This is a genomic window from Sphaerisporangium rhizosphaerae, assembly GCF_042665155.1.
GTDB lineage: Bacteria > Actinomycetota > Actinomycetes > Streptosporangiales > Streptosporangiaceae > Sphaerisporangium > Sphaerisporangium rhizosphaerae.
Genome location: NZ_JBHTCG010000017.1, coordinates 1 through 26,038, shown reverse-complemented (window position 1 = coordinate 26,038; position 26,038 = coordinate 1). Strand labels below are relative to the sequence as shown.

The 26,038-nt window shown below is 68.5% G+C and carries 20 protein-coding genes; 12 read left to right on the top strand and 8 right to left on the bottom strand.

Annotation, left to right across the window (positions count from 1 at the left end; genetic code table 11):
* The first annotated feature begins 8 nt into the window (after positions 1-8).
* On the top strand, positions 9-1,163 hold the full coding sequence (locus ACFQSB_RS23740; RefSeq protein WP_380829171.1) for an FAD-dependent oxidoreductase: 1,155 nt from the start codon (positions 9-11) through the stop codon (positions 1,161-1,163).
* A 44-nt stretch (positions 1,164-1,207) separates the two neighbouring features.
* Here the strand turns inward: ACFQSB_RS23740 and ACFQSB_RS23735 are convergent, their stop codons facing one another.
* The 4 genes from ACFQSB_RS23735 to ACFQSB_RS23720 form a co-directional block, all read right to left on the bottom strand.
* A complete protein-coding gene (locus tag ACFQSB_RS23735; protein WP_380829169.1) occupies positions 1,208-2,092 on the bottom strand; it encodes a DMT family transporter in 885 nt (294 codons plus the stop codon).
* Between the two features lie 342 nt (positions 2,093-2,434).
* Positions 2,435-2,794 (bottom strand): VOC family protein, encoded by a 360-nt coding sequence (locus ACFQSB_RS23730; RefSeq protein WP_380829167.1) that lies wholly within the window; start codon positions 2,792-2,794, stop codon positions 2,435-2,437.
* Positions 2,795-3,022: 228 nt separating this feature from the next.
* Positions 3,023-3,466 (bottom strand): hypothetical protein, encoded by a 444-nt coding sequence (locus tag ACFQSB_RS23725; RefSeq protein WP_380829165.1) that lies wholly within the window; start codon positions 3,464-3,466, stop codon positions 3,023-3,025.
* 103 nt (positions 3,467-3,569) lie between these two features.
* Positions 3,570-4,454 (bottom strand): DUF4231 domain-containing protein, encoded by an 885-nt coding sequence (locus ACFQSB_RS23720; protein WP_380829163.1) that lies wholly within the window; start codon positions 4,452-4,454, stop codon positions 3,570-3,572.
* A gap of 810 nt (positions 4,455-5,264) precedes the next feature.
* Here ACFQSB_RS23720 and ACFQSB_RS23715 point away from each other — a divergent pair.
* The 4 genes from ACFQSB_RS23715 (at position 5,265) to fxsT (ending at position 13,295) form a co-directional block, all read left to right on the top strand.
* On the top strand, positions 5,265-5,441 hold the full coding sequence (locus ACFQSB_RS23715) for a hypothetical protein (RefSeq protein ID WP_380829161.1): 177 nt from the start codon (positions 5,265-5,267) through the stop codon (positions 5,439-5,441).
* A 13-nt stretch (positions 5,442-5,454) separates the two neighbouring features.
* Positions 5,455-7,830: an FxsB family cyclophane-forming radical SAM/SPASM peptide maturase gene (locus ACFQSB_RS23710; protein WP_380829159.1), complete on the top strand. Its 2,376-nt coding sequence runs from the start codon at positions 5,455-5,457 to the stop codon at positions 7,828-7,830.
* A gap of 261 nt (positions 7,831-8,091) precedes the next feature.
* Complete coding sequence (locus ACFQSB_RS23705) at positions 8,092-9,387, top strand: TIR-like protein FxsC (protein WP_380829158.1); 1,296 nt, start codon at positions 8,092-8,094, stop codon at positions 9,385-9,387.
* The gene (fxsT, locus tag ACFQSB_RS23700) at positions 9,384-13,295 is read left to right on the top strand and encodes an FxSxx-COOH system tetratricopeptide repeat protein (RefSeq protein ID WP_380829156.1); all 3,912 of its coding nucleotides are present in this window, start codon (positions 9,384-9,386) and stop codon (positions 13,293-13,295) included. The genes ACFQSB_RS23705 and fxsT overlap by 4 nt, the downstream gene beginning before the upstream one ends.
* Before the next feature lie 90 nt (positions 13,296-13,385).
* On the opposite strand, the gene ACFQSB_RS23695 is transcribed toward fxsT, so the two are convergent.
* Positions 13,386-14,432: an alpha/beta fold hydrolase gene (locus ACFQSB_RS23695; protein ID WP_380829155.1), complete on the bottom strand. Its 1,047-nt coding sequence runs from the start codon at positions 14,430-14,432 to the stop codon at positions 13,386-13,388.
* Positions 14,433-14,515: 83 nt separating this feature from the next.
* Between ACFQSB_RS23695 and ACFQSB_RS23690 the strand changes: the two genes are divergently transcribed.
* The 4 genes from ACFQSB_RS23690 to ACFQSB_RS23675 all read left to right on the top strand — a co-directional run bounded on the left by ACFQSB_RS23690 (position 14,516) and on the right by ACFQSB_RS23675 (position 21,179).
* The gene (locus ACFQSB_RS23690) at positions 14,516-15,607 is read left to right on the top strand and encodes a DMT family transporter (RefSeq protein ID WP_380829154.1); all 1,092 of its coding nucleotides are present in this window, start codon (positions 14,516-14,518) and stop codon (positions 15,605-15,607) included.
* Positions 15,608-16,051: 444 nt separating this feature from the next.
* On the top strand, positions 16,052-17,581 hold the full coding sequence (locus ACFQSB_RS23685; RefSeq protein ID WP_354922501.1) for an MDR family MFS transporter: 1,530 nt from the start codon (positions 16,052-16,054) through the stop codon (positions 17,579-17,581).
* A 62-nt stretch (positions 17,582-17,643) separates the two neighbouring features.
* The gene (gene secA2, locus ACFQSB_RS23680) at positions 17,644-19,890 is read left to right on the top strand and encodes an accessory Sec system translocase SecA2 (protein WP_459117354.1); all 2,247 of its coding nucleotides are present in this window, start codon (positions 17,644-17,646) and stop codon (positions 19,888-19,890) included.
* Positions 19,891-20,015: 125 nt separating this feature from the next.
* Positions 20,016-21,179 carry an acyl-CoA dehydrogenase family protein gene (locus ACFQSB_RS23675; RefSeq protein ID WP_354848282.1) on the top strand — a complete coding sequence of 388 codons (1,164 nt, stop codon included), beginning with the start codon at positions 20,016-20,018 and terminating at the stop codon, positions 21,177-21,179.
* 200 nt (positions 21,180-21,379) lie between these two features.
* Here ACFQSB_RS23675 and ACFQSB_RS23670 read toward each other — a convergent pair whose 3' ends face one another.
* Positions 21,380-21,829 carry an ATP-binding protein gene (locus ACFQSB_RS23670; RefSeq protein ID WP_354922492.1) on the bottom strand — a complete coding sequence of 150 codons (450 nt, stop codon included), beginning with the start codon at positions 21,827-21,829 and terminating at the stop codon, positions 21,380-21,382.
* Positions 21,830-22,065: 236 nt separating this feature from the next.
* On the opposite strand from ACFQSB_RS23670, the gene ACFQSB_RS23665 reads away from it, so the two are divergent.
* Positions 22,066-22,890 carry an MOSC domain-containing protein gene (locus ACFQSB_RS23665; RefSeq protein ID WP_380829150.1) on the top strand — a complete coding sequence of 275 codons (825 nt, stop codon included), beginning with the start codon at positions 22,066-22,068 and terminating at the stop codon, positions 22,888-22,890.
* Between the two features lie 236 nt (positions 22,891-23,126).
* On the opposite strand, the gene ACFQSB_RS23660 is transcribed toward ACFQSB_RS23665, so the two are convergent.
* Both ACFQSB_RS23660 and ACFQSB_RS23655 read right to left on the bottom strand, forming a co-directional pair.
* Positions 23,127-23,444, bottom strand: a complete 318-nt coding sequence (locus tag ACFQSB_RS23660) for a DUF5302 domain-containing protein (RefSeq protein WP_380829148.1) — start codon at positions 23,442-23,444, stop codon at positions 23,127-23,129.
* Positions 23,445-23,649: 205 nt separating this feature from the next.
* Positions 23,650-24,525 carry a DUF4253 domain-containing protein gene (locus ACFQSB_RS23655; RefSeq protein WP_380829147.1) on the bottom strand — a complete coding sequence of 292 codons (876 nt, stop codon included), beginning with the start codon at positions 24,523-24,525 and terminating at the stop codon, positions 23,650-23,652.
* A gap of 157 nt (positions 24,526-24,682) precedes the next feature.
* On the opposite strand from ACFQSB_RS23655, the gene ACFQSB_RS23650 reads away from it, so the two are divergent.
* Both ACFQSB_RS23650 and ACFQSB_RS23645 read left to right on the top strand, forming a co-directional pair.
* A complete protein-coding gene (locus ACFQSB_RS23650) occupies positions 24,683-25,243 on the top strand; it encodes a DUF1707 SHOCT-like domain-containing protein (protein WP_380829146.1) in 561 nt (186 codons plus the stop codon).
* A gap of 112 nt (positions 25,244-25,355) precedes the next feature.
* Entirely contained in the window at positions 25,356-25,811 is a 456-nt protein-coding gene (locus ACFQSB_RS23645) for a MarR family winged helix-turn-helix transcriptional regulator (protein ID WP_380829144.1), read from the top strand.
* Positions 25,812-26,038 lie beyond the last annotated feature (227 nt).

Genomic DNA, 26,038 nt, shown 5'->3' with positions numbered 1-26,038 from the left:
GAGGGGACATGTCCCACGCGGTAGTGATCGGCGGCGGGATCGGCGGCCTGAGCGCCGCCGTGGCGCTCGCCCGCAAGGGCTGGTCGGTCACGGTGTGCGAACGAGCGCCGTCGATCGAACCGGTCGGCTCGGGCCTCGCCATCGCGCCCAACGCGCTCAGGGCCCTGGACACGATCGGCGTGGGCGACGAAGTGCGCGCGCTGGCGGCGCTCCAGGGCGAGGCGGGCATCCGCACCCCCGACGGCCGGTGGCTGCTGCGCACCAGCGCCGAGGCCGCGCTGGCGCGGTTCGGCGAGCCGACGGTGATCCTGCTCCGCGCCACGCTGGTCGACCTGCTCGCGCGCCGGCTGCCGTCCGGCGCGCTGCGCCCGGGCACCGACGTCCACGGCGTCGACCCTGAGGACGGAAGGGTCTCCACCAGCGCCGGCGACCTGCGGGCCGACCTGGTGGTGGCGGCCGACGGCATCGACTCCGCCGTCCGCCGCTCACTGTTCCCCCGGCACCCCGGTGCTGTGCACGCCGGCGTGACGAGCTGGCGGCTCCTGGCCGACCGGCCGGAGGGCGAGTTCCGCGGCAGCGAGTCGTGGGGGCGCGGCCAGGTGTTCGGCATCACGCCGCTCGCCGGCGGCCGGGTGTACTCCTACGCCACCGCCCCCGTCCCGCCGAGCGGCACGAGCGCGAACCACCACGACAAGGGCGGCGGGGACGCCGGGACGCGCAAAGCCGAGCTGCTGAGGCTGTTCGGCGACTGGCACGACCCGATCCCCCGGCTGATCGAGGCGGCCCCCGAGGAGACGATTCTGCGGCACGACATCCGCTGCCTGGCCGCTCCCCTGCCCGCCTTCCACTCCGGCAGGGTGGCACTGCTCGGAGACGCGGCCCACGCGATGACCCCGAACCTCGGCCAGGGCGCCTGCCAGGCGATCGAGGACGCGGTGGTCCTGGCCCACCTCTCGGGCGACCTCCCCGCCTACACCGCGGCCCGGCTGCGCCGCACCAGCACCATCATGCGCAGGTCGCGCACCATCTGCCGCGTGACCCGGTGGTCCAACCCCCTGGCCGTCCGCGCCAGGAACGCCGCCATGGCCCTGACCGGACACCTCGGCGACGACCTCACCCTGCGCCAGTTCCAGGACGTCTTCACCTGGCGCCCACCCGCCTGACCCGCTCAGCCCGAGCGCCGGCGCACATCGGCAGGGTGGAGTTTCTAGCGGACGCCTGCGCGGGTGGAGATGGGGACGGGTAGTTCGGCGTGCGGAGGAGTGACGGCCTGGGTGGCCTCGGGCGTGAGACGGCTCAGCGTGATCGTTCCCGCGATCAGCACCGCGGCCGAGAGAATGGCCGGGATGACGTCGCCGACGCCGGTCGGCAGCGGCTCGCCGAGCAGCACCGCCCCCGCGATCACCGAGGTGATCGGGTCCACTACCTGCACGCCGGCGTAGGCGATGCCGAAGTACCCCACCGCGTACGACCTCTGCAGCAGCACGATGGCGCAGACGAGGAGCACGGGGATCGCGACCGTGAACCAGTGGACCAGGCGCGACAGGTCGCCGCCCAGCCCCCCGCCCACGACGCGGACGAACGTGGAGACCGAGGCGGTCACCGACCCCGCGCCGACCGACAGCAGCAGCGCCTTCGACGCGCCCTTGGCGCGCCGCGCCGCGAAGTTGCACACCGCCACCACCACGCCCACCACCGCCAGGAAGGCCAGCGCCGCCGGGGTGGAAAGCACCGGGCGGGTGTTGCTCTGCGGGATCAGCAGCATGAGCCCCAGCAGCCCGGCGGCCACCGCGATCGAGCCGAGGATCTCCGCCTTGTGCGGACGTCTGCCGTGCAGCACCGCCGCAAGGGGAACGGCGAACACCAGCGTCGCCACGCTGACCGGCTGGATCAGCACGAGCGGGGCGAAGCTCAGCGCCACGGCGTGCAGGCCGGCGCCGAGCAGGCCGATGACCCCGCCGATCAGCCAGCGGGGCCTGCGGACGAGCTTGAGGTTGGCCCCCCCGTGGACGGCCTCGTACTGCTGCAGGGCCGCGCCTCCCGCGTACCCAAGCGCGCCGACCAGCGCGATCGACACGCCGAGCCAGATCATGACACGGCCCCGGGCAGGACTCGGGCAGCGGGAAGCACATGTGGGGTCATCAGAGGGAGCACCCCGCCAGCTTAAGGACAAATGCCTGGAACGCGGTTGTCGATCGCCCCATTGCCCCATGAACAGGGGTGGCCCGGCCGCCGCCCGCACCGTCCCCGGCGCTCCGATGGTGCTTCTCGGACATGGCGACTACCGCTGCCCAAAGAAGGCCCCGGTAATCGGATCACCGCCGACGAGCGGGCGACCGGCCCGCCGCCCGTGAACCCGCGACCGGCCCGCCGCCCATGAACCCAGGACCGGCCCGCCGCCCGTGAACCCGCGACGGGCCGGCGAGCCGCGGCCTCAGGAGCGCTCGGGGCAGACGCAGAACAGGTGCCCCTCCGGGTCGGCCAGGACGACCCAGCCGTCACCGGGCTGGAAGTCCGGCTTGGTGGCGCCGAGTTCGAGGTACTCCTGGACGGCCTTGCCGACGTCCGGGACGCGGAAGTCCAGGTGGAACTGCTTGCCCGGCCCGGGCCAGGCGGCCGGCTCCCGCTCGGGGACCCGGCCGAAGTAGATGCTCGTCGTCCCGTCCCCGATGCCGGCGTACTCGTCCTCGGCGTACTGCACTTCGAAGCCGGTGATCGCGGAATAGAACTCGGCGAGCTTCTTCGGCTCGGCGCAGTCGATGGTCGTGGCGATGAGAGTCGCTTTCGTGGTCATGGGTCCATCGTGGACGGCATACCTGTCATCCAGCGTCAGGTACAGATGGCGAGTTCCGGCACCGCGACGCTCCCGTCCCACGGCCTCGGGCCACCGGCCCATGGCCTCAGGCCACCGGCCCACTTCCCCCGGCTTCGCTCTTGCGCCCCGGCACCCGCACCCGCACCCGCAGCGGCACCGGCACCGGCACCGGCACCGGCACCGGCACCGGCACCGGCCCACGATGGGCTACTCCCGGCGGGCGCCGTCGGGCCAGATGACGTGAACCTCGATGCCACGCCGGCGCGCCTCGGCGACCACATCGGCCGTGCCGCCGTAGCCGCGGGCCGGCTTGCCGTCCCAGACGGCGTACAGCTCCTCGGCCAGGTCGAGCATGAGCTTGCTGCCCTCCATGTGCGACTCGCCGGTGGACTCGACGTACCCCAGCCGGTGCACCTTCTCGGCGGCTCCCATGAGCGTGTCGTACTCGTCCAGAGAGTCCGGGGGCAGGTCCTCGCGATAGCGCTGCGAGCAGACGACCGCCTCCAGCGTCCCGCCGAGGTCCACGACCGCCCTCGCGAAGATCTGGTCGGCCCCGTCGGCCAGGCAGGACACCCCTCTGATCTCGGGCGCGTGCCGGGCGAGGATGCCGCGAATGGCCTTCTCGACGAGCGTGACGGTGAACGCCGGCAACCCCCGATGCCCGGAGATCGCGATGCGAACCGGCCTGGAACGATCACCTTCACCCACGTGAGCGCCGCCACAGCACGTGCTCACCGGCGACGAGCCGTCGTCCTCAGCTGCGTGACCCCCACCACAGCATATGTTCACGGGCGATGGCCTCCTCGGACTCGTCCACGAAATGCGCCCATTCGGACTCCGTCCGAGGCCATTCCACGCGCGACACGATATCCGCCAGTTCAAGGGCGGCGATCGAGTACGACGTGGCGAGTTGCTGGTGCTGCCGGGTCTGCAGCCAAGCGATGCCGGCGGCGGCGACGGCGCCGGCGATGCCGGGCAGATCGAGGTCGATGATTTGGTCGGCGTTCAGGATCGCGGCGATCAGGCCGGCGGCCTCCAGCGACGCCAGCGCGATCGACCACCGCGAGGCCCGGCACTCGTGGTAGGAGGCCTTCGCGCAGTACCAGGCGCGTTGCTCGTTGATCCGGCCGGTCATGTAGTGCTGCTTGCGTTCCTCCAGCGACAGCGCCCTGGTCTCCCGCATCATGACCGTGACCTGCGATTCCTCCTCCATCGGAGGCACAGGGGCGAATCCGCGGATACCGCGGATGATCTCTGAGAAGCGCTGGTGCAGGAGGAGATCCATATCGGCGTCGTCGTCCTCGGCGGTCCGCCCGAAGGGGGCCCCACCGACGAGGTAACGCCACGCGAGCGTTTTCGCCGACTCGGCGGCGGCCCTGGCCTCGTACCACTGGCGATCGGGCCGCACGGTGAGAAGGTAGACCTCGGTGACGAGTGCCGTGGCGAGCGCGGCGGCGGCGACGAGCGCGGCGGCGTCGACGCGCCCCGCGCTCAGCGTGAAGGAACCGAAGATCGCCGCGAACACCAATGCGGTGAGGCGCACCCCGGTCGCGGTCAGCAGTCTTCGCTGCCCCACGATGGCACCTCGGTCGGCGGCGCGATAAAGCGCCGGAAACCCCGTCTCCGGGTCACTGGCCACCACACCTTTACTGCAACCGCTGTCCCACCCCAATGTCAAGAGACGATTCTCATCGATCTCCGACCTGACGAGAAGGATGGGGCAGGGGCGCTATATCAACTTAGGTTCGTTCCATATCCAACTCCAGGGCGTTGGTCGCTGAGGTAAGGCAGGTGGAGTTCAGCCGGCCTTCGCGGTGAACGCGCCGATCGGGGCGTGATGCGTCCGGTTGATCCAGTCTTGACCGTGCGGACCGGCTTGATGATCTCAGACTTCGCCGGGCCGGATCTTCACAGCACGACCAGGACTGCGCGTGGGCTGCGGCTCTACCGGCGAGCCATCGCCCCCTCTTCCACACAGCGATCATCATTTCAGAGTCGATTCCAGCACATTACACTTGTACGCCATCATCACTGATGCCATACAACAAATCCATAACCATGCAATCTTCACATTCGGACATCGGCCATAAAAGGTCACAAGATGACACGATGGGTAGGAATTGCCTCTATTGCACCATCAGGGACATATCGCTCCACCACTTCTTTCGGCGACCGGGACCGCGACAGCAACAGACGGCGCCGTCACCCCACAGCAAGACCTGCGAGAAGGTTTTGCACCCCTAGGACTGGATCCCTGACCCCGCTGCGGTGTATTTTCACCCGATAACCCCTGAAGACAAGGAAATCTGCGCGCGGTTCGGTATAGCATTTACGGGTGGAGTCTGCAGGCAACCTTGTACGCTAAGTTACCTAGTATATACCTAGCGTTAGATACGCTACAGATCCGCGTCTAAACGGTTACAACTAGCACCTAAGTGGAGTAGATACGATGGGCAACGACGTCGCAGAGGACCTACGGTCTGAAGCTGTGGGCAACCTGACCGACGTGCGAGCCCTGCCGCTCGACACCATCGGCACGATGGTCGGGGCGGGTATCGTTGACGCCAAGCAGCTGCCACCGGCACTTTCCCGTGTCAGTGTCGCAGCGTTCGCCTCGTCCATCTGAGCAACCACCGCAGGTGGATCTTCCCGTCCTGCCGTTTCGGCAATTCGTGCTCAAGATCGCAAGCCGCTGTGATCTCGCTTGTGACCACTGCTACGTGTACGAACATGCCGACCAGAGCTGGCGAGGACGCCCGGCGTTCATGTCCGACGACACGCTGAACGTGGCCGCCCGCAGGATCGCGGAGCATGCGAAGCGGCATCGCCTGTCCAGCGTCGATGTGGTGCTGCACGGAGGGGAGCCCCTGCTCGTCGGCTATGAGCGTCTTAGCCGTTTCGCCGGCACCTTGACTGCGGCGCTCGCCGGTGTATGCGAGTCGCGACTCAAGATCCACACCAATGGTGTCCTCATTGACGCCAGGTTCTGCGAGTTGTTCACCGCGCACGGCATCGAAGTCGGCATCTCACTCGATGGAGACCGCGTCGCCAACGACCGCCATCGCAGGTACGCAAACGGTCGTAGCAGCTACGACAGGGTCATAAACGGTATCGCCCTACTGCGGGAGCACTGCCCGACCCTCTACTCCGGTCTCCTGTGCACAATCGATATCACCAACGATCCCATTACGGTTTATGAGGCTTTGGCCGACCTGGAACCTCCTCGTATCGATTTTCTGCTGCCCCACGCCACCTGGGATCAGGTTCCACCGGGCGACCCGGCGGCTTTCGGGGAATGGCTCGTCCAGATCTTCGATCGTTGGCTGGAAGATGGCAGGCCGATGAGCGTGCGCATGTTCGAATCGGTACTGCGCACGCTAGGCAACAAGAGCAGCACCACCGAATCGCTCGGGCTCGAGCCCAGCGATCTCGTGGTGATCGAAGCCGACGGGTCATACGAGCAGGCCGACTCGCTGAAGACCGCTTACGACGGCGCTCCCGCGACCGGTTTCGACGTCGAGCACCACGCATTGGACATCGTTGCCACCCACCCGGGCATCACCGGCCGCCAGAAGGGTTTGGACGATCTCAGTGAGGAGTGCCAGAAGTGTCCAGTCGTCGCCACATGCGGTGGCGGCCTCTACGCGCACCGCTTCCGAACCGGCTCGAGTTTCAGAAACCCTAGCGTCTACTGCGCCGACCTGCTGCGATTGATCACCCACATCCAGAGCAGGGTGCGAGCGATCGACCATGCCACCCATACCCTGTCTCCGGTCGACTTCGCCGAACTGGCTTCGGGGTACGGCGGCGTCCATGCCATCGACCGTCTCGACGCCGGCCAGCAGAGCCTGCGCCGCACCCTCCTGGCCGGCGTTGGCGGAGCCTCCACCAATCTGGACGCCTGGCGCCTGCTGACGCTGGTCGATCGGGAAGCACGGCCGGTCCTTGACTCCGTGCTGGCACATCCTTACGTCCGGGAATGGGCCGTCGGCTGTCTCAAGGGCAAGATCGATGACGGCCATCTCGCGGCGATCGCCGCCGTCGCCGCGATACGCGCCGGGATCTCGGCCGCCCTGCGGGTGCCCGTCCGGGACGGCGTCCTCCATCTGCCTTCCCTCGGCCGCCTCGCCGCCGATGGGGCCGCCGATGCCATGGTCGAGACCGGCGAAGGACACTTCCGCGCTCACACCGGCGACCGCGTGGTGACGATCGACCTCGGCTCTCCACGCGCCGCCACCGACTGGTGGCCGGTGCGCCGTTTGATCGCGGACGGTTGGAGCGTCGCCTTGGACGATGTCGACCTCTACCGCGACTGCCATCAATGGCCCGCTGCAGAACGCCTCAGCGACGAAGAGTTCGCCCGCTGGGCGACCGTGTTCGCCGAAGCGTGGGCGCTCATCCAGCGCGACCACGCGGCCTACGCCCCCGCTCTGGCCGCCGGTCTCAGCACCATCGTGCCCCTCGCGCCCCACCCCCACGGCTCGGGGATCAGCTCCACCGCCCGTGACGCCTTCGGCGCCGTCGCCGCCGCGCTCCCCGAGGACGAGGAAGCGGCTTCGCTCGCTCTATTACTCATCCACGAGTTCCAACACGTCAAATTGGGCGCCGTCCTGGATATACATCACTTGTACGACCCGAAGGACTCCGGCCTCTATTACGCACCCTGGCGCCCCGACCCTCGTCCCTTCGAGGGGCTCTTGCAGGGCACTTACGCACACCTGGCCGTCACCGACTTCTGGCGCGTGCGACGCTTGATCGATCAAGGCGATGCGGGTCATCGCGCAGCAGTGCAGTTCGCACGCTGGCGATCATTGACGGCCGAGGCGATCGAGACCCTGGCCGGTTCGGGGGCGCTCACCGCGAAAGGAACAGCTTTCGTCAAGGTCATGAGAGCGACCATCCGACGATGGATCTCCGAGTCCGTCTCAATGGGCGCCGAGAGGGAAGCCTCAGAGGCCGCCGCCGCGCACAGGGCGGCATGGGAGCACGCCGCCGCCGCACGCGAATCATCGTAGTCGTACCCCTGCACCACGGTGGCGGGCATGCCGGAACGAAACGCCCGGATGCACAGCACCAACGCACCACCGACCGGGCTGAGGCCTCCCGACCTGACCCTGGTGACGTTGCGTGCATGATTCATGACGGTCCAATATTCTACTTTGGACACCTCGCCGGCGATCGGCGGGGACTTTCGCCCTATCTGATTGCTCGCTCCTCATTGTCCCGCATAGTGTCCCACTCTATAGTCGGGATTCCCCACGGCATTTGGGCTGGAGGTGCGTCTGCACGTGTCAGATGCTACACAGGCTGGCCCCTACTTCTTTCTGAGCTATGCACATACACCGCGGTACGACGCTAATGATCGTTACGATCCCGATCAATGGGTAGCGAAGCTGTACACGGACCTCTGTCGGCACGTGGTGGTTCTGAGCGGCCTCGACCACGGCACGAAGCCCGGATTCATGGATCGCGAACTGCACTCCGGCAGCTACTGGCCGGACCGCCTGGCCAAGGGGCTCGCCACCTGCCGCGTCTTCGTCCCCCTCTACTCCAGGCGCTACTTCGAAAGCGAGCAGTGCGGGAAGGAGTGGACCGCCTTTTCGGAGCGGATTCTCCACCATCACGCACGCGGCCGAGAGAGGGCCGAAACGATCATCCCGGCCATTTGGGTCCCTGTGCCCCTTGAAGATCTGCCCGAGGTGGCGCGCTCAATCCAGTTCAACCATGCCGGCCTGGGGCCCAGGTACATCGAACATGGTTTCTATGGCATCATGAAACTCCGGCAGTACCGTAGCGCCTACGACATGGCCGTCTACAATCTCGCACGGCGCATCGTCGAAGTCGGTGAGTCCACTCGTCTCACGCCTACGGAACCAGCCGTCTACGAATCGCTTCGCAGCGCCTTCAGTCAATCCGACCCGGGTGGTCCTCAGAAGCATCTCATCCGGATCACCGTGGTAGCGCCCGACATACACAACCTCCCTCACGATCGAGGGCCTTACCACTACGGACTGAACGCTCAGGAGTGGAACCCTTATCGCCCCGCAATCGGAAGGCCTCTTGCGGAGCTGGCTGCGGACATAGTTACCAATATGGGATTTCAAGCCGATATTGGATCTCTTGATACACATTACGACCATCTATTCGGGGACGGGTCCCCCACGAGCACGGGACTGGTTCTGGTGGACCCCTGGGCGGCCATATCGGACAAGTTCCAAGAACCACTACGCCGCTTAGATCAGGCCGACAAGCCATGGATAAGTGTCGTGATCCCGATGAACAGCGATGATGCCCAGACAACCGCCATGGCGCGCCGTCTGAGAGAAGACCTACACCGTGCCCTGTCTCGCAAGCTCAACGAGGGGCTCCCGGCACACCGTTCCGCCGCCAACGACGTCGCCACGTTCGACCAGTTCCGCCGAGCCGTTCCGCCGGTCGCCCGGTGGGCGGTGAATCAGTATCGCAAACGCACTTCTGCTCCTTCGCCTGACATGTATTCGTCAATGGAGCTCCCGAGACTGCAAGGTCCCCAGTCCCCGTACAGCGGAAACGACGCGGAGGCTCAGCCATGAGTCACGCCCCCAAGGGCCACATCATCACGTTCTACTCGTACAAAGGGGGCACCGGCCGCACCATGGCCCTTGCCAATACCGCGTGGGTGTTGGCGAGCAACGGCAAACGGGTACTCATTCTCGACTGGGATCTCGAGTCTCCTGGGCTTCACAAGTTCTTCCATCCCTTCCTGGACGCCGACAGAGTTGGTGCCACCCCCGGCGTCCTCGACATGATCAACGAGTTCTCCCTGGCAGCGCTTCAGTACGCTTCGAGATCACATGACTGGCATGCGTATTACGCGAGGGTCCAGCGCCACGCGGTCTCCCTCGACTGGGATGACTTTCCCGGCGAGGGAACGTTGGATTTCGTCTCGGCCGGCCGCCAGAACCGCGACTATGCCTCACTAGTGGCCACCTTCGACTGGGACACCTTCTACAGCCGCCAAGGCGGTGGCCAGTTCCTGGACGCCTTGCGCGAGGACATGAAACGTCACTATGACTACATCCTCATCGACAGCCGCACCGGACTGAGCGACATCGCCGACATCTGCACCGTCCATTTCCCCGATACGCTCGTGGTCTGCTTCACACTGAGCGACCAGAGTATCGAGGGCGCCTCGGCCGTCGCCCAGCACATCAACAGTCGCTACCAGCACCGGAACATCCGCATACTTCCCGTCCCGATGCGCATCGACGACGGCGAGAAGGAGAAACTGGACGCTGGTCGCGACCTCGCTAGACGCAGGTTCGAGGGTTTCCCTCAAAATATGACATCCGATGACCTCCGCCCTTACTGGGGTGCCGTCGAGATCCCGTACAAACCCTTCTACGCCTATGAGGAGACTTTGGCCGCCTTCGGCGACGCGCCAGGATCACCCACGTCCTTGCTCGCGGCCTTTGAACGACTGACGAGCGTGATCACCCAGGGTGAGATCGTCGAGCTCCCCGCAGTGCGGGAAGATCTGCGCCTGAGCATCAGGGACGCCTTCGTGCGAAAGCCCGCCATTCTGTCCACTGAGATCCTGCTCAGTTACGTTCCTGAGGATCGTATGTGGGCGGACTGGATCGCCGCCGTGCTCGAAAGATTCAACTTCGAGGTGATACGGCACGATCAGGGAGCGACAACCGTCGACGCAGAGTCGCCGCAAGGCAAGACGACCTCCCCCACCCAGACCATCCTCGTCGTCTCGGCCGCTTACATGCGATCCACCGAGGCGCGTAGGTGGGCGAAGACTGCCGAGAGCCGTGGCACGCGTGCGAAGGCCATCTCGGTGCGTGTCGCCGATGTACGCATGGGACCGCCGTTCGGTGACCGCCCGACCATTGATCTGGCCCATCTGGACGAGTCGCAGGCCACCGACGCGATCTTACGCGTGCTGGGACAGCCATCACCGAGGGGTAGACGTGAGGACGCCGCGGTCGTCGGCCCCCGCTTCCCCGGCCTACGGCCACCGGTATGGAACGTCGCGAATCGGAACGCCGCGTTCACCGGCCGCAACGCCGTCCTTGAAAGGCTCCGCGACCAGATCGTCGGTAGCAGCAAGACAGTCGTGCTACCGCAAGCTCTGTTCGGACTCGGTGGCGTCGGCAAGACTCAAGTAGCGCTCGAGTACGCGCATCGATTCATGGCCGATTATGACGCCGTATGGTGGATCGCGGCCGAACACCTCGAATTGATCAACCCTGCTTTCGCCGAACTGGCGGAAAAGCTCGGCGTCCGAGTAGGCGACAGTGTCGCCGAGGCCGCCAAGGCAGCGCGTGAGGCACTGCGCATGGGGCGGCCGTACACACGGTGGCTTCTCGTCTTCGACAACGCGGACGATCCCCGGGAATTGGAACCGTTCCTGCCCGCCGGATCCGGACACATCCTCATCACCTCGCGCAACCCGGCTTGGTCACGCGTCGCTGACCCGCTCGAGGTGGATGTCTTCACGCGGGAAGAGAGCATCGAACACCTTCGCCGGCGCGCCCCCGGCATCGACCTGGCGGACGCCGACAAGGTGGCCAACGCACTCGGTGACCTGCCACTCGCCATCGAGCAGGCCAGCGCATGGCTGGAGCAGACCGGCATGCGTCCCGAGGAGTACGTCGAGGTGCTGGAAGAGCAACTCACCAAGATGCTGAAGCTGGGCGAACAACCCACCGATTATCCAGTGCCCGTCGCCGCCACATGGAACGTGTCGTTCGAGCAGCTGACACAACACTCACGGGCCTCGGCTCGCCTACTCGAACTCCTCGCCTTCTTCGGTCCCGAGTCCGTCTCTTTGGACATGCTCTACAGCGACGCGACGATCGACTGCCTGATCCCCTATGACGAGGCAATGCGAGAGAAGGTCATGCTGGGTCCGGCCATCCGCCAGTTGAGCCGGTACGCCTTGGCTCGGGTGGATCTCGCGGACAACTCCATACAGGTCCACCGGCTGATCCAGGCCGTCGTCCGCGACCGAATGAGCAGTGATCAGCGGGAGAACACCGTCCATGACGTCCATCGCATCCTGGTCGCTGCCCGACCGCGTGTCGGCGACGTCGACAATCCGGTCAACTGGTCGCGCTACGACGAGATCTGGCCGCATCTCGGCCCGTCCAAGGCCGCGGACTGCGATGACGAGGAGACTCGCCGGCTCCTCATCGACCGGGTGCGCTACCTGTGGCGGCGTGGAGAGTTCGAGTCGAGCCTGGAGATGGGCAACCGGCTTGAGCAGACCTGGAACGTCAAGCTGGGTAGGGGAGACCGCCAGACCGTGCACCTGCGCTTCCACCTGGCCAACACTCTGCGGTCGATGGGTCGCTACGCCCAAGCGCACATCGTCGACACCGAGGTTCTCACCCACCAGAGCCGTGAACTCGGCCCGGACCATCCCTACACACTTATGACCGCCGGTGGCCTCGCCGCCGACTTACGCGCCCTCGGCGAATTCAAGGAGGCTCTCGATCGCGACAATCAGACCTACGAGCGGGTCAAGGATCAGTTCGGCGAGGATCACGAACGTACCCTGATGGCGGCTCACAATCTCGGGGTCAGTCTGCGGCTGGCCGGCCACTACTCAAAGGCGCGAGAGATCGACCAGGAGACGGTCGATCGCAGCCGTAAGGGAGCGCTGCTCCCCAGAGCTCTGTACACGACCGCCAACCTGGCACGTGATCTGCGCGAATTAGGAGAGTTCACCAGTTCGCTGGAGATAACGCGGGCTACCTTGGAGCACTATGGCCAGGTGGTGGGCGAAGATCACATAGATACGTTACGAACTGCCACGAGCCTCGCCACCTCGTTGCGAAGGATGGGGACGGAGACAGAGGCGCAGCAACTCGTCAGGGAGACACATGAGCGCTACGTCCGGCACTACGGCGACTCTCACCCGGAAACACTGCTGTGCGGCTTGGAATACGCCTCATGCCTGGCCACAAGAGGCGAGACGGTGGCCGCTCACGAGCGCGCCATCGATGTCATGGAGCACCTGGTAGAGATCCTCAACGAGGAGCATCCCTACACCCTCGCCGCCGCCAACAACATCGCCTCATACCTTCGGGCGCTGGGCAATCTGGAGGAGGCCCACATCCGCGCCGTACAAGCCCGTGAAGGGCTGGCGAAAAGGGTCGGTACGAACCATCCGATGACGCTGCTGTCGTCGATCAACGTAGCGAACTGCCTTGCTGAGCTGGACCGACTGGACCGCGCGGAAATCACGGACAGACACACTCTCGACAGCCTGAGGGAGAGGCTGGGACCAGATCATCCCGACACACTTCTCTGCGGCGCCAATCTGGCCGTGACGCTCAACTCGCTCGGACGGACGGCCGAGGCGCGTCAGTGGCGGGAGCGAGTGCTGCACGCCATGCGTGACGTCCTTGGCGAAGACCATCCCCATGTAGCCGATCTCGCGGGATGGCGGAGAATCGCGCGTGATCTCGAACCGCAGCCGTGGTGATTTTCGACTCGCCGCCGCGGCGAAGGACCGGATCCCAGATGACCGGCCCTGAATTATGGGCAGTGGAGATCGACCGCAGGCTTGTGGCGCTCAGCAGGTCGTCGCCCCGTTCATCAGCCAAGGCAGAAGGTCAGGCAGCGCTGCCAGTGCCCCGAAGTGGGCGGCCTCCGATTCAACTCGCATGATCGCCTGGCGAATCCGCGCGGCCAACCATCGCGAATGACCGATCGGGACGAACCTGTCCTGCTCTCCGTGCCAGAAGAGCGTCGGAGCGACGATCGCCGAGGGGTCGAACCCCCAGGGGGAGCAGAAGGCGATCGCGTCGTCGATCCAGCCGTCTGCGGAGTGGCGCAGTGCTTCGGCGTAATTCTCCAGCAACATGGCCCGCACTCCGGGATTCGCGACCATGCGCCGGTCGACCTCGGGTAGCTCGGCGTACAGGCCGTTGATCAGACTTCCCGGATCGGTACGGATCTCCCGTGCCGTCGGGGCGAGCCAGTCGGCGAAGTGGCTGCGCCCGGCGAGGGCGACGGTGAACTCAGTGATGTTGGACTCCGTCATACCGCCGAACCAGTCGAGCCCCTCGGCGGCGTGCGGTGCGAGGCCGACCAGCACTGCGACTCGCATGACGCGGTCGGGCAGCAGGGCCGCACAGGCCAATGCGTGCGGCCCTCCTCCGGACCTGCCCACCACCGAGAACCGTTCAAGCCCTAGCGCATCAGCGATCGCCGCGACGTCGTCCGCGGCAGTGGCCACCGAGCGTCCGATCAGTCGGTCCGACCTCCCGTACCCGGGACGATCAAAGCAGATCAGGCGCACTCCGAGCCGGTAGAGGACCGAAGCCCGCGGGCATGGTCCCACTCTGCTCCCTGGCGTGCCATGGAGCAGGAACACCGGGTCCCCTTCAGGTTTTCCCTTCTCCTCCACTGCGAGTCGTCTGCCATCAGCCGTGCATACGACCTCTGTCAATGCCCGCCTCCCCTGGACGAGATGCCCGCACCAAACATCCTCCAAATCGGTACGCCAGGGAAGGGGCGCCCGGAGATTTACGGCCGGATGGGCGTTAAGGTGGCGCCATGCGTCGAGTTTTGATCGTTTCTCCGCCGCCCGCGTTCTAGCGGGCGGTTCTCTCTCCATTTGGCCGGGCCTGGAGGGCTCGGTGGGTGGCGGCTGCCCGCGTTCTGGGGCCTTTTCCGCTTTCACTCTTCTGGAGAGAGTTCATGACGCACGTCTCCGTACGGCGAGGCATGCTGTACGTCACCGTCGCGGCAGCCATCTGGGGCACGGGCGGCCCCGCGGCGGCCGTGTTGTACCGGGTCAGCGGGCTCGGCCCGGTGGCCGTGTCCTTCTGGCGCTTCGTCTTCGGCGCCCTGCTGCTGTTCGCCGCCGCCCGTCTGGCCAGGCTCGGCGACCGGCGGACCGGCATCACTCACCGGCCGGCCGAAGCTCACGTCACGCCGGCCAAGGCTCAGGTTGCGAGTGTCCAGGCGCATTCGCAGGACGCCGGGATCCGGGCTCGACGTCCACACATCGGGGGGCGGCAGCCCGCGGTCAGGGTCCGACGCCCCGAGGTCAGGGGGCAACGGCTCGAGGTCAGGGAACGGCGGTCTGGGTGGGCCGGGCTGGTGTTGGTGGGGGCTGGGCTGGCGGTGTCACAGGCGGCCTATTTCGGTGCGGTCGCGGCGAGCGGCGTGGCCGTGGCCACGGCGACCACGCTGGGCGCGAGCCCGGCGCTGGTGGCTCTCGGGGCGCGCCTGCTGCTGGCGGAGCGGCTCGGCCGCAGGGGCGCGATCAGCATGGGGCTGGCCCTCGCGGGCTTGGCGCTGCTGATGGGCGGTCCCTCGGGCGGTTCGGTCACCGGGATCGGCCTGGCGCTGCTGTCGGCCGTCGCCTATGCCGGGGTGACCCTGCTTTCCCGTCATTCCGGGCGTTCTGATCACTCCCGTACGGCCGGGACGGCCATGTGGGGGTTTGCGGTGGGCGGGGTGCTGCTGCTGCCGGTGGCGGCGGCCGAGGGCCTGTTGCCGAGCGGGGGTGCGATGGCCTCGGTGGCGCTGCTCGGCTACCTCGGGGCGATGCCGACCGCGCTGGCCTACAGCTTGTTCTTCGCCGGGCTCGCCTCGGTGCGGGCGACGACGGCCTCGGTGGTCGCGCTGCTGGAGCCGGCGGGCGCCACCGTCCTCGGCGTGCTCGTGCTCGGGGAGCGGCTGACGGCCACCTCCGCGGCGGGCGCGGCCGTCCTGCTGGCCTCGGTGGCGGTCCTGGCCACCGGCGAGCAGAGCGAAAGCCCCCGCCAGGACGGCTCCGGCTAGTCGAACCGTCCACGAACGAACGTGCACCGGGTCACCCGCCGCACGTCGGCGCCGGATTCGCCGTCTTCCTTCTCGCCGACCCGGCGCCGGAAAGGGGCCATGCGGGGCGAGGAGCGCATCGCGCCCGGCGTGGGGAAGTGGGCAGCGCGACAACGGCCGTGTCGCGCACGGCGGGCGGTCGAGGCGGCCGCCCGCCGAGCAGATCCGGAACCGAGACACGAGACCGGGAGAGCACGGAAACGGGAGAGCACGGGCACGGAGAGCCCACCGGACCTGGGAGACCACCGGGTCGAGAGGAACATCGGACCGGCGGATCGCGTGATTGGGAGGTAGATCGGGTCTGGGAGATCACGGGATGGGGGCATCCGGTGGGTGTGGGGGGTGCGAAGGTTTGACCGTGCGTAGGCTGGAAAGGCCTTGCAGCCTTATAGGAGAGGGGCGTGGATGAGCGCCGAGGCAGCCCCGCTGGGGCCCAGGCAGGTGCGCCTGGTCTTCGCGGGCCTCATGGTCGCCCTGCTCCTGGCGGCTCTGGACCAGACGATCGTGTCGACCGCCCTGCCGACGATCGTCGGCGACCTCAAGGGCCTGGAACACATCGGCTGGATCGTCACCGCCTACATCCTGGCCTCGACCATCGGCCTGCCCATCTACGGCAAGCTCGGCGACCTGATCGGCCGGAAGATCGTCTTTCAGGCCGCCATCGTGATCTTCCTGGTCGGGTCGGTGCTGTGCGGCATGGCGCGGAACATGCCGCAACTCATCGCCTTCCGCGCCCTCCAGGGGCTCGGCGGCGGCGGTCTGATGATCGGCGTGCAGGCGATCGTGGCCGATCTGGTCTCGCCGCGCGAGCGCGGCCGGTACGTGGGCGTGATCGGCGCGGTGTGGGGCCTGTCGTCGGTCATCGGCCCGCTGATCGGCGGCTTCTTCACCGACCACGCGAGCTGGCGGTGGTGCTTCTACGTGAACCTGCCGCTCGGGCTGGTCGCGCTGGGGGTCACCGCCGTCGTTCTGCGGCTGCCCAGGCCGAAGGCCCGCCCGAGGCTGGACATTCTGGGCACGGCGCTGCTGGCGGGCGCCTCCACGTGCATCGTGCTGGTGACGAGCTGGGGCGGCACGCAGTACGCGTGGGACTCGCCGGTGATCATCGCGCTCGGGGCCGGGGTGGTGGTGCTCGCGATCGGGTTCGTGCTGGCCGAGCGGGTGGCGGCCGAGCCGATCATTCCGCTGCGCCTGTTCCGCAACGACCTGTTCTCCCTGCCCGCCGCGATCTCGGTGTTCGTGGGCGTCGGCATGTTCGCCGCGATCGCCTATCTGCCCACGTTCCTGCAGATGGTGAACGGGGCCAGCGCGACGGGGTCCGGGCTGCTTATGCTGCCGATGGTGGCGGGCATGACGATCACCTCGATCGGCTCGGGGCGGGTCATCTCGGCGACCGGGCACTACCGCGCCTTCCCGATCGCCGGCATGGCGATCCTGGCGGCGGGCCTGGCGCTGCTGTCGCGGATGACCGCCGACTCCTCGATGGTCCTCAACGGCCTCTACATGTTCGTCACCGGGTTCGGGCTCGGCATGGTGATGCAGACGCTCGTGCTGATCGTGCAGAACTCCGTCGGCCACCGCGACGTGGGCGCGGCCACCTCTGCCGTGAACTACTTCCGTCAGACGGGCGCCTCGCTCGGCACGTCGCTGGTCGGCTCGATCTTCATCCACCGCCTGTCGGACGTGCTGGCCGCGAGCGGCGCCCGGCTTCCGGCGAGCGGGGTCAACGCGATGACCCCGCAGATGGTGCACAACCTGCCGCCGTCGGTGCGCCAGGTCATCGCCCGGGCGTACGCGCAGGCGCTGCCGCCGATCTTCCTGTACGTGGTGCCGCTGATCCTGGTGGGCCTGGTCCTGGCGTTCTTCGTCAAGGAGGTCCCGCTGTCGGAGCGCCCGGCGTCGGCCAAGCAGGACGTACCGGCGCACAGCGGCTGAGGCGGCGGCCGGAGGGCGGAATCGCGGTTACAGTTGGAGGCGTTGGAGGTGACGTGGCCTCGATACCGCGATTTATCAGAAATCTCCTGGATCGTCCGGGAAGCGCAAACATCGGCCCCTTTCAGCGTCTTGCGACACAGGCGGGCGGCCACGAAGAGCGGATCAAGGCGCTGGCCGATCTTCCCCGCCCCGACCCGGACGACCTGGCCGAATACTGCGCGATCGCCCGCGAGGCCGCGCGCCGCACGCTGGGCATGCGGCCGTTCGACGTCCAGTTGGTCGGCGCCCTCGCGCTGATGTCCGGGCAGGTCGCCGAGATGGCGACCGGTGAGGGCAAGACGCTCGCCGGCGCCATCGCCGCCGCCGGGTACGCCCTGCGGGGCAGGCGCGTCCATGTGATCTCGGTGAACGACTACCTGGCCCGCCGCGACGCCGAGTGGATGGGTCCGCTGTACGAGGCCCTCGGGGTGTCGGTGGGCTTCATCGAGCAGTCCTCCACGCGCGAGCAGCGCAGGGAGGCCTACGCCAAGGACGTCACCTACGCCCCGGTCAGCGAGATCGGCTTCGACGTGCTGCGCGACCGCGTCGCGACGTCGCCGGACGATCTGGTCGTCCCCGAGCCCTCCGTCGCGGTGATCGACGAGGCCGACTCGGTGCTGGTGGACGAGGCGCGCGTCCCGCTGGTGCTGGCCGGCGCGACCGACTCCGGGATGGACGCGCCCGAGACCGCCGAGCTGGTCCGCCGGCTGTCCCGCGGCTACCACTACGAGCTGGACGACCAGGAACGCAACGTGTTCCTGACCGCCAAGGGCACCGACGCCGTCGAGAAGGCCCTGGGCGGCATCAACCTGTACGAGACCCCCGACGTGCTGACGCGGGTGAACCTGGCCCTGCACGCCCATGCCCTGCTCACCCGCGATGTGGACTACCTGGTGCGCGACGGGCGCATCCACCTGGTCAGCCAGTCCCGCGGCCGGGTGGCGACGCTCCAGCGCTGGCCCGACGGCCTGCAGGCCGCCGTGGAGGCCAAGGAGGCACTGCCCGCCAGCGAGACCGGCGAGATCCTCGACTCGATCACCATCCAGGGCCTCATCCGCAGATATCCCCAAATATGCGGCATGACGGGTACGGCGGTGGCGGTCGAGGAGCAGCTCAGGGAGTTCTACGGGCTGAAGGTCGCGGTCATCCCCTCCAACAAGCCGTGCGTGCGCGTCGACGAACCCGACCGCGTCTACGGCACCGTCGCCGACAAGGAGCGCGCGCTGGCCGCGGAGATCGGCCGCGTCCACGCCACCGGGCGGCCGATCCTGGTCGGCACCCTGGACGTGTCGGAGTCCGAGCGCCTGGCCGCCGACCTGGCCGCCGACGGCCTCGACTGCGTCGTCCTCAACGCCAAGAACGACGCGCAGGAGGCCGCGATCATCGCGCGCGCCGGCGAGCGGGCGGCGATCACCGTGTCCACGCAGATGGCCGGCCGGGGCACCGACATCCGCCTCGGCGAGGGCGTCGCCGAGCTGGGCGGCCTGTACGTCATCGGCTCGGGCAGGCACGCGAGCAGCCGCCTGGACGACCAGCTGCGCGGGCGCGCCGGCCGCCAGGGCGACCCGGGCGGCTCGGTGTTCCTGGTCAGCCTCGAAGACCCCCTGATCACGCACTACGCCCCCGACGAGGCCCTGCCCAAAGCGGGGGACGACGGGGTCGTCCTGCACAAGCGGGCCGGGTACGTCGTCGGCCACGCCCAGCGGGTCGCCGAGGGCGCCCACCTGGAGATCCACCGCAACACCTGGCGCTACACCCGGCTCCTGGAGCAGCAGCGCGACCTGGTGCTGGAGCAGCGCGACAAGGTGCTGCACGGCGACTCCGCGGCCGACGCGCTCGCCAAGGCCGTCCCCGGCCGCTGGGAGGAGCTGTCCGGGAGCGTGAAGGAGCCCGTGCTGAAGGACGCGGCCCGCCAGATCCTCCTGTTCCACCTCGACCGCTGCTGGACCGAGTACCTGGGCTACATGTCCGACGTGCGAGAAGGCATCCATTTGCGGGCGCTCGGCCACAAGCTCAGGCCCCTGGAGGAGTTCCACCGCGAGGGCGTCTCCGCCTACCGCCACCTGATGGAGGAGATCGAGAGCCGCTCGGTCGAGACGTTCCGCACGGCGACCATCACCGCGGACGGTCTGGACGCGCCCGACAGCGGCCTTCGCCGTCCCACGGCCACCTGGACCTACCTCGTCCAGGAGAACCCCTTCGGCGACGTCTTCGACCGCGCGCTCAAGCGGCTCTCGCCCAGGGCCAAGCGGCGGCAGGATCTCGACTGAGGTCACCGGCCGGGGCCGAGCGGGTCCCGGCCATCCCCTCTCCCGCGGCGGCCGGGCGGCTGTGATTGGGTGCTGGTAACAGGAGCGCCGCACCGGGCACCTCCGCGACCGATGACGGTGACCGCATGAACCCTCATGACTTCCTCGACGTCGATGGTGAGCTGTCCGACGAGGAGCGCGCGATCCGCGACGCGGTGCGCGACTACGGCAGCGCCGAGCTCCTCCCCCATGTCGCCGACTGGTTCGATGCCGGTACGATCCCCGACCCGCGCGGCCTGGCCCGCAGCATGGGCAAGCTCGGCGTGTTCGGCATGCACCTGTCCGGGTACGGCTGCGCGGGCACCAACGCGGTGAGCTACGGGCTGGCCTGCCGCGAGCTGGAGGCCGTGGACAGCGGGCTGCGCAGCTTCGTCTCGGTGCAGGGGTCGCTGGCGATGACCGCGATCCACAAGTACGGGAGCGGTGAGCAGAAGCAGGAGTGGCTGCCGCGCATGGTGACCGGCGAGGCTCTGGGCTGTTTCGGGCTGACCGAGCCCGACTCCGGCAGCGACCCCGGCTCGATGCGCACCCGCGCCCGCCGCGACGGCGACGACTGGGTGCTCGACGGGACCAAGATGTGGATCACGAACGGCTCGGTGGCCGACGTCGCGATCGTGTGGGCCAGGACCGACGAGGGCATCCGCGGCTTCCTGGTCCCCACCTCCGCCCCGGGGTTCTCGGCCAACGTGATCCACAAGAAGATCTCGCTGCGCGCCTCGATCACCTCCGAGCTGGTGCTCGACGGGGTGCGGCTGCCCAAGGAGGCGCTGCTGCCGGGCGCCGAGGGCCTGAAGGCGCCGCTGTCGTGCCTGTCGGAGGCGCGGTTCGGCATCGTCTGGGGCGTCGCGGGAGCGGCCCGCACCTGCCTGCTGGCCTCGATCGACTACTCCAAGAGCCGGGTGCAGTTCGACCGGCCGATCGGCGGCTTCCAGCTCACCCAGCGCAAGCTCGCCGACATGCTCGTGGACGTCAACCACGCCATGATGACGGCGTTGCGCATCGGCCGGCTGAAGGACGCCGGCCTCGCCCACCACGCGCACGTCAGCTTCGGCAAGCTCGCCAACGTGCGGGCGGCCCAGCGGGTGGCGGCCACCGCGCGCGGCATCCACGGCGCCAACGGCATCACCCTGGAGTATCCGGTGATGCGCCACATGGTGAACCTGGAGACCGTCGCCACCTACGAGGGCACCGAGGAGGTCCACGCGCTCACCCTCGGCCGGGCGGTCACGGGCCTGGACGCCTTCCGCTGACCCCGCGCGCCGCCACGGCCGTCCTCACGGGGAGATAGGTTCCGGTACAGATTGGTACCGGTACGGCCTGCCCGAGGGCGGGCTCCTGCCCCTGAGGGCGGGCTCCGCCATCGGCGCAAGCCGTACCGGATCGCCGAAGCACGCACCGCCCGGTGATCACCGTGCCCCGGCGAGACCTCACAGACCCCCGAACCGCGAGGTCAGCTCACGGGTTCGCCACCGAGGCCCGCGACGAACCACACGATCTTGCCGCCGCCCTGGGCCTCGACGACGCCCCAGTCATCGGCGAGCGTGCCGACGATCAGCAGACCCCGCCCGCAGGTGGCGTCCAGGTCTTCCGAGCCCACGCAGGGCAGGCCGTCGCCCGCGTCGAAGACCTCGCCGTACACCCAGTTCCCGTCACTGCCGAGCCTGAGCGAGAACGCCGTGCCGCCGTGCTGGATGGCGTTGGTGACGAGCTCACTGATGATCAGCGTGCAGTCGTCGACCAGCCCTCCGGTGCCCCAGCTCCGCAGTTCCCTGCCCACCAGCGCACGTGCCGCGCGGACGCTCTCGGCTCTCGCGGACAGTATCCATTCGGCCGTCCGCAGGGGGAGGCCACTGAGCACGTCCGCTCCGGTCGTGCGATTCGCGGGGAAGGTGACGGACACCGGGAATCTCCTTAGTGGGAGCGCTCCCACACACATTACGGCAATAAGTCAGTGATGTGAATCACTCGCAACAAGATTGTTCCCCGATCTGGGGGGCACACGCGGCGGTGTTCTGTCGTGATCTGGGGGCGAATGCCGCCCAATGACGATGGAGAGGCCCATTTTCGGCATTTGGGAGGAGTGTCCATCGAGCCAGGTGGGAGCGCTCCCAAATAGTCGAAGGTTACCGTGGGTTCGTGCGCGTGACGGAGATCAACATCTATCCGGTCAAGTCCCTCGGCGGGGTGACGGTGGACACGGCCGCCGTGGAGCCCTGGGGCCTCGCCGGCGACCGTCGCTGGGCGGTCACGGCCGAGGACGGCCAGGTCCACACCGCGCGAGATCTGCACGCGATGCTCGGGATGACCGCCACGCCCGCCGCCGCCGGCGCGATCACGCTGGCCGCGCCCGGGCTCGCGCCGATCGAGGTGAGCCCGCCCGTCGGCGGTCCGCGCCGGCCGGCGCGCTTCGACCGCCTGGACGTGGCGGTAGGAGCGGACGAAGCTGCCGACCGGTGGATGTCGCGGGCGCTCGGCACGCCCGCCCGGCTGGTGTGGCTGGAGGACCCGCGGCGGCGCCCGGTCGGCCCGTCGCACGGCGGCCGGCCCGGCGACACCATGGTGCTCCAGGACGACGGACCGCTGCTGCTGACCTCCCTGGCGTCGCTGCGGTCACTGGACGACTGGATCGCCCAGGACGCCGTCGAGCGCGGCGAGGAGCCGCCCGCGGCGCTGCCGATGCACCGGTTCCGGCCGAACGTCGTCGTCGACGGCGGTGAGCCGTTCGCCGAGGACTCCTGGACGCGCGTGCGCATCGGCGAGGTCGGCTACCGCTTCGCCGAGCACTGCGACCGCTGCGTGCTCACCACCATCGACACCCGCACGCTCACGCCGGGCAGCGAACCGGTGCGCACCCTCTCGCGGCATCGCAAGTGGGACGGGAGGGTGTTCTTCGGCGTCCGCCTGATCCCCGAAGGCCCGGGCGAAGTGCGCCTGGGCGACCAGGTGACCCCGCTGCCCTAGACGTCCCGGCCCGACTGGATGGCCCCGCTGCCCTAGACGTCCCGCCCCGACTGGATCCCCGCTGCCCTGACGTCCCGGCCTAAGCGGATGACCCCGCCGCTCCGGGAGTCCCGGCCCGGCGAGGTGACCGTGCCGTCCTGGGAATCCCGGCCGACCGCATGACCCGCCGCCCCAGGAGGCCCGACCTGGCGAGGTGGCCCTGCTGTTCCAGAAGGGCCGGCCCGCGCTGAGGGCGGTCAGCCGCCGCTCTTGCGGCGGAACGAACGCTTGCCCGCGGCCGGTCCGTGGGTGCCGTGGATCTTGGAGCCGTCCTTGCCGCGACCGCCGCCGTTCGAGTCGGCCTGGGTGCGTCGCTTGCGCTCGAGGGCCTCGCGGAACTTCCGCTTCAGCTCGTCGTCGGGGGTCTCAGGGCCGGAAACGTCCGCCGCGGAGGCCTCGGTACCGGCGGTGTCCGGGTTGCCAGGGGTGTCTGGGGTGTCGGCGCTCCGCGCGTCGGTCGCGGGCGTTCCGGCGGCCCGGGTCTCGGTCGCCGGCTCGGGCGCGTCGGCAGTCATGCGGACCTCCTGGTGGTTGACGGGCGATCACTCGGCCTCGCGGCGACTCGCGCGTGACGGCCCGCCGGGCCCGCGGCGCCTGCGCCCCGCCCGTCGTCCACGTCACACCCGATCCGGCGAAGCACGCGCCCATCATCTCACGGGCGGCCCGGACGATCTCTCCCGGCATGCCGCGCCGTCCAGGGTCGCTCTCCGCCGCCGGAGGTCAGTCCCACCAGAAGGACCAGGTGTGCCGGCCGCGGAGCTGCTCGGCGTAGTCCTGGAGGGTGCCGGCGCCCTGGATGATGGCGTCCGGGCAGAACGCCCAGTGCTCGGCTGCGACGTGGACGGCGTGGTGCGCGGTGGTGGGCGGCGCCGCCACGCTGAGCTCCAGCGTGTTGAACCCCATGCAGACCAGCCGCGCGCCGAAGCGGTCCTCCCAGCTTCGCACCACGGCGGCGAGCGGGACGTTCCACTCGTTGTGGTGCAGCGCGCCCTGCCATCCCATGACGGCCAGGGCGTCGGCCCCGCGGTCGACCGCCGCCAGGCCCACGGGCATGCCCTGCTCGGCCAGCGTGGCGGCGTACCAGTCGGCCACCGCGCCGGGGTCGGGCCTCGTCCCGCCAGGTTCCACGAGCTCCGTGGGTTCCGCGGGGCCCGGGCAGAGGGGGCCGAAAGGGTCGAGGATCTCGATCTGGTCCTCCGACGCCCGCTGGACCCAGTCGGCCCACACCTCTTCCATGAAGGCGCCGACGTTGTAGTTGTCGATCTCCGCGGCGGCGTCGGGGGCGATCTGCCCGACCGACCACGGCTGCACCGACTCCTCCAGCAGCACCGGCCACAGCCCCGAACGGGAATGCTCGGCCCGCAGCCGCGCGTACAGGGAGCCGGTCGCGGGCGCCTCGCTCAGCCAGAAGGCCGGACGGCCGCGGACCGCCGAGGGGAAGCGGAGGTAGGTGGGGTCGGGCCACACGACCGACCCGGCGGGCAACTCAACCGAAAGCGTCCGCCCTTCGCCGCCGTCGCCGAACAACGGGCGCACGCCAGGGGGCAACCGCCGACGTTCACGACCGTCCATCTCCACCGTTCCGGTGCCGATCACACCAATAGGATCCCGGGCAGCCGAGATGGTAGTGCGAGGAGGTTCCGCCACGCTTCCCGTCGTACCGCACAATCGCCCGTCCTGTCCCGCGCCCCCGGCCACGATCTCTACGGTACGGAGGCTCCGGCAGATCGGCATCCTTCGCTACGGTGGTGATATGACGGATGCGATCGGAAACGTACGGGCGTCGGACGCCGACCGGGAGGCCGTGTCCGAACGTCTGCGCATCGCCGCCGGCGAGGGCCGGATCACTCTGGAAGAGCTGGAAGAGCGGCTCGACCGGACCTACGCGGCCAGGACCTACGCCGAGCTGGACGCGCTGATCGAGGACCTGCCGCGCGTGGGGCCCTCCACCGCCGTGATGGCCGCCGCCACCGAGCCGCTGGTGCTGCGCACCGGCTCGGGTTCCATCGCCCAGGCGGGCCAGTGGACGGTCCCCCGGCACATCGTCGCCGAGTGCACCTGGGGCAACATCAAGATCGACTTCACCGCGGCGACCTGCCCGCACCCCGAGGTGCTGCTGAACGTCACCTGCGGGCCGGGCAACATCATCGTCATCGTGCCCCGGGGCTGGGCGGTCATGGTCGAGAACGTGTCGACCGGCATGGGCAACGTCGTCAACAAGATCACCTCCGCGGCGGAGCCGGGCCTGCCGGTGCTCCGCGTCAGCGGCCGCGTCGGCATGGGCAATATCAAGCTCAAACACCCCCGCCGCTGAGCCCGGCGCCCTCGACGACCGGTCGCGCCCCCGGGTCAGGCCAGGGCGGCCAGGGGCTGGGGTGGCCGGATACATAACGCATTGATATAAGTGTCTTATGGACTTTCCGGTCATGGCGGACACGCGCCGCTTTCCGGCGACCGAGGTGACGACCGCCCTGGAACGGCTCACCCGCATGGTGTTGCGGCTGACCGCTCGCGGGGAGCTCTCGCTCACCTCGGCCGCGACGCTGGCCACGCTCGAGCGTTCGGGCCCCTGCCGTCTGACGGAGCTCGCCGCGCGCGAGGGCGTCACCCAGCCGGCGATGACCCAGCTCGTCTCCCGGCTGCAGGAGTCGGGCCTCGCCGAGCGGGGCGGCGATCCGGAGGACGGACGCGTCGTCCGGGTGCACATCACCGACGCCGGGCGCGCCGCCCTGGCCGCGCGGCGCAAGGTGCGCACCGACGCGCTCGCCCGGCTGCTGACCCAGCTCTCGGAAGACGAGCGGAACGCGCTGGTCGCCGCGCTCCCCGCCATCGATAGCCTGACGCGCCTGATCCCCGACGACCGGCCCGACGCCTCCCGCTGAATGTGATCGTGGAGGTCTCCCCGGAGCGGCCTGGCCCCGATGAACTCATGGCACCGACCGGCCCCCTCCGAGCCCTCGAATTGCCCCGAGATGGAGCATTGTTGACTACTCCCCGCCCTGAAGGACGGGGATTCCGGCCCTCGCGGGCTGGAGTTCCTGCTTCACCGGCGACTGCACCCGGGAGGACCCGGAGTGTCTGACGTCACCTCCACAGGCAGACACGGCAA

Excerpts from the sequence above, each read along its gene's own strand:
- ACFQSB_RS23690 (WP_380829154.1), top strand. The coding sequence starts at position 14,516 with ATGACGCACGTCTCCGTACGGCGAGGCATGCTGTACGTCACCGTCGCG.
- ACFQSB_RS23740 (WP_380829171.1), top strand. The coding sequence starts at position 9 with ATGTCCCACGCGGTAGTGATCGGCGGCGGGATCGGCGGCCTGAGCGCC.
- fxsT (WP_380829156.1), top strand. The coding sequence starts at position 9,384 with ATGAGTCACGCCCCCAAGGGCCACATCATCACGTTCTACTCGTACAAA.
- ACFQSB_RS23660 (WP_380829148.1), bottom strand. The coding sequence starts at position 23,444 with ATGACTGCCGACGCGCCCGAGCCGGCGACCGAGACCCGGGCCGCCGGA.
- ACFQSB_RS23715 (WP_380829161.1), top strand. The coding sequence starts at position 5,265 with ATGGGCAACGACGTCGCAGAGGACCTACGGTCTGAAGCTGTGGGCAAC.
- ACFQSB_RS23650 (WP_380829146.1), top strand. The coding sequence starts at position 24,683 with ATGACGGATGCGATCGGAAACGTACGGGCGTCGGACGCCGACCGGGAG.
- ACFQSB_RS23685 (WP_354922501.1), top strand. The coding sequence starts at position 16,052 with ATGAGCGCCGAGGCAGCCCCGCTGGGGCCCAGGCAGGTGCGCCTGGTC.
- ACFQSB_RS23695 (WP_380829155.1), bottom strand. The coding sequence starts at position 14,432 with ATGGAGAGAGAACCGCCCGCTAGAACGCGGGCGGCGGAGAAACGATCA.
- ACFQSB_RS23645 (WP_380829144.1), top strand. The coding sequence starts at position 25,356 with ATGGCGGACACGCGCCGCTTTCCGGCGACCGAGGTGACGACCGCCCTG.
- ACFQSB_RS23675 (WP_354848282.1), top strand. The coding sequence starts at position 20,016 with ATGAACCCTCATGACTTCCTCGACGTCGATGGTGAGCTGTCCGACGAG.
- ACFQSB_RS23735 (WP_380829169.1), bottom strand. The coding sequence starts at position 2,092 with ATGATCTGGCTCGGCGTGTCGATCGCGCTGGTCGGCGCGCTTGGGTAC.
- ACFQSB_RS23730 (WP_380829167.1), bottom strand. The coding sequence starts at position 2,794 with ATGACCACGAAAGCGACTCTCATCGCCACGACCATCGACTGCGCCGAG.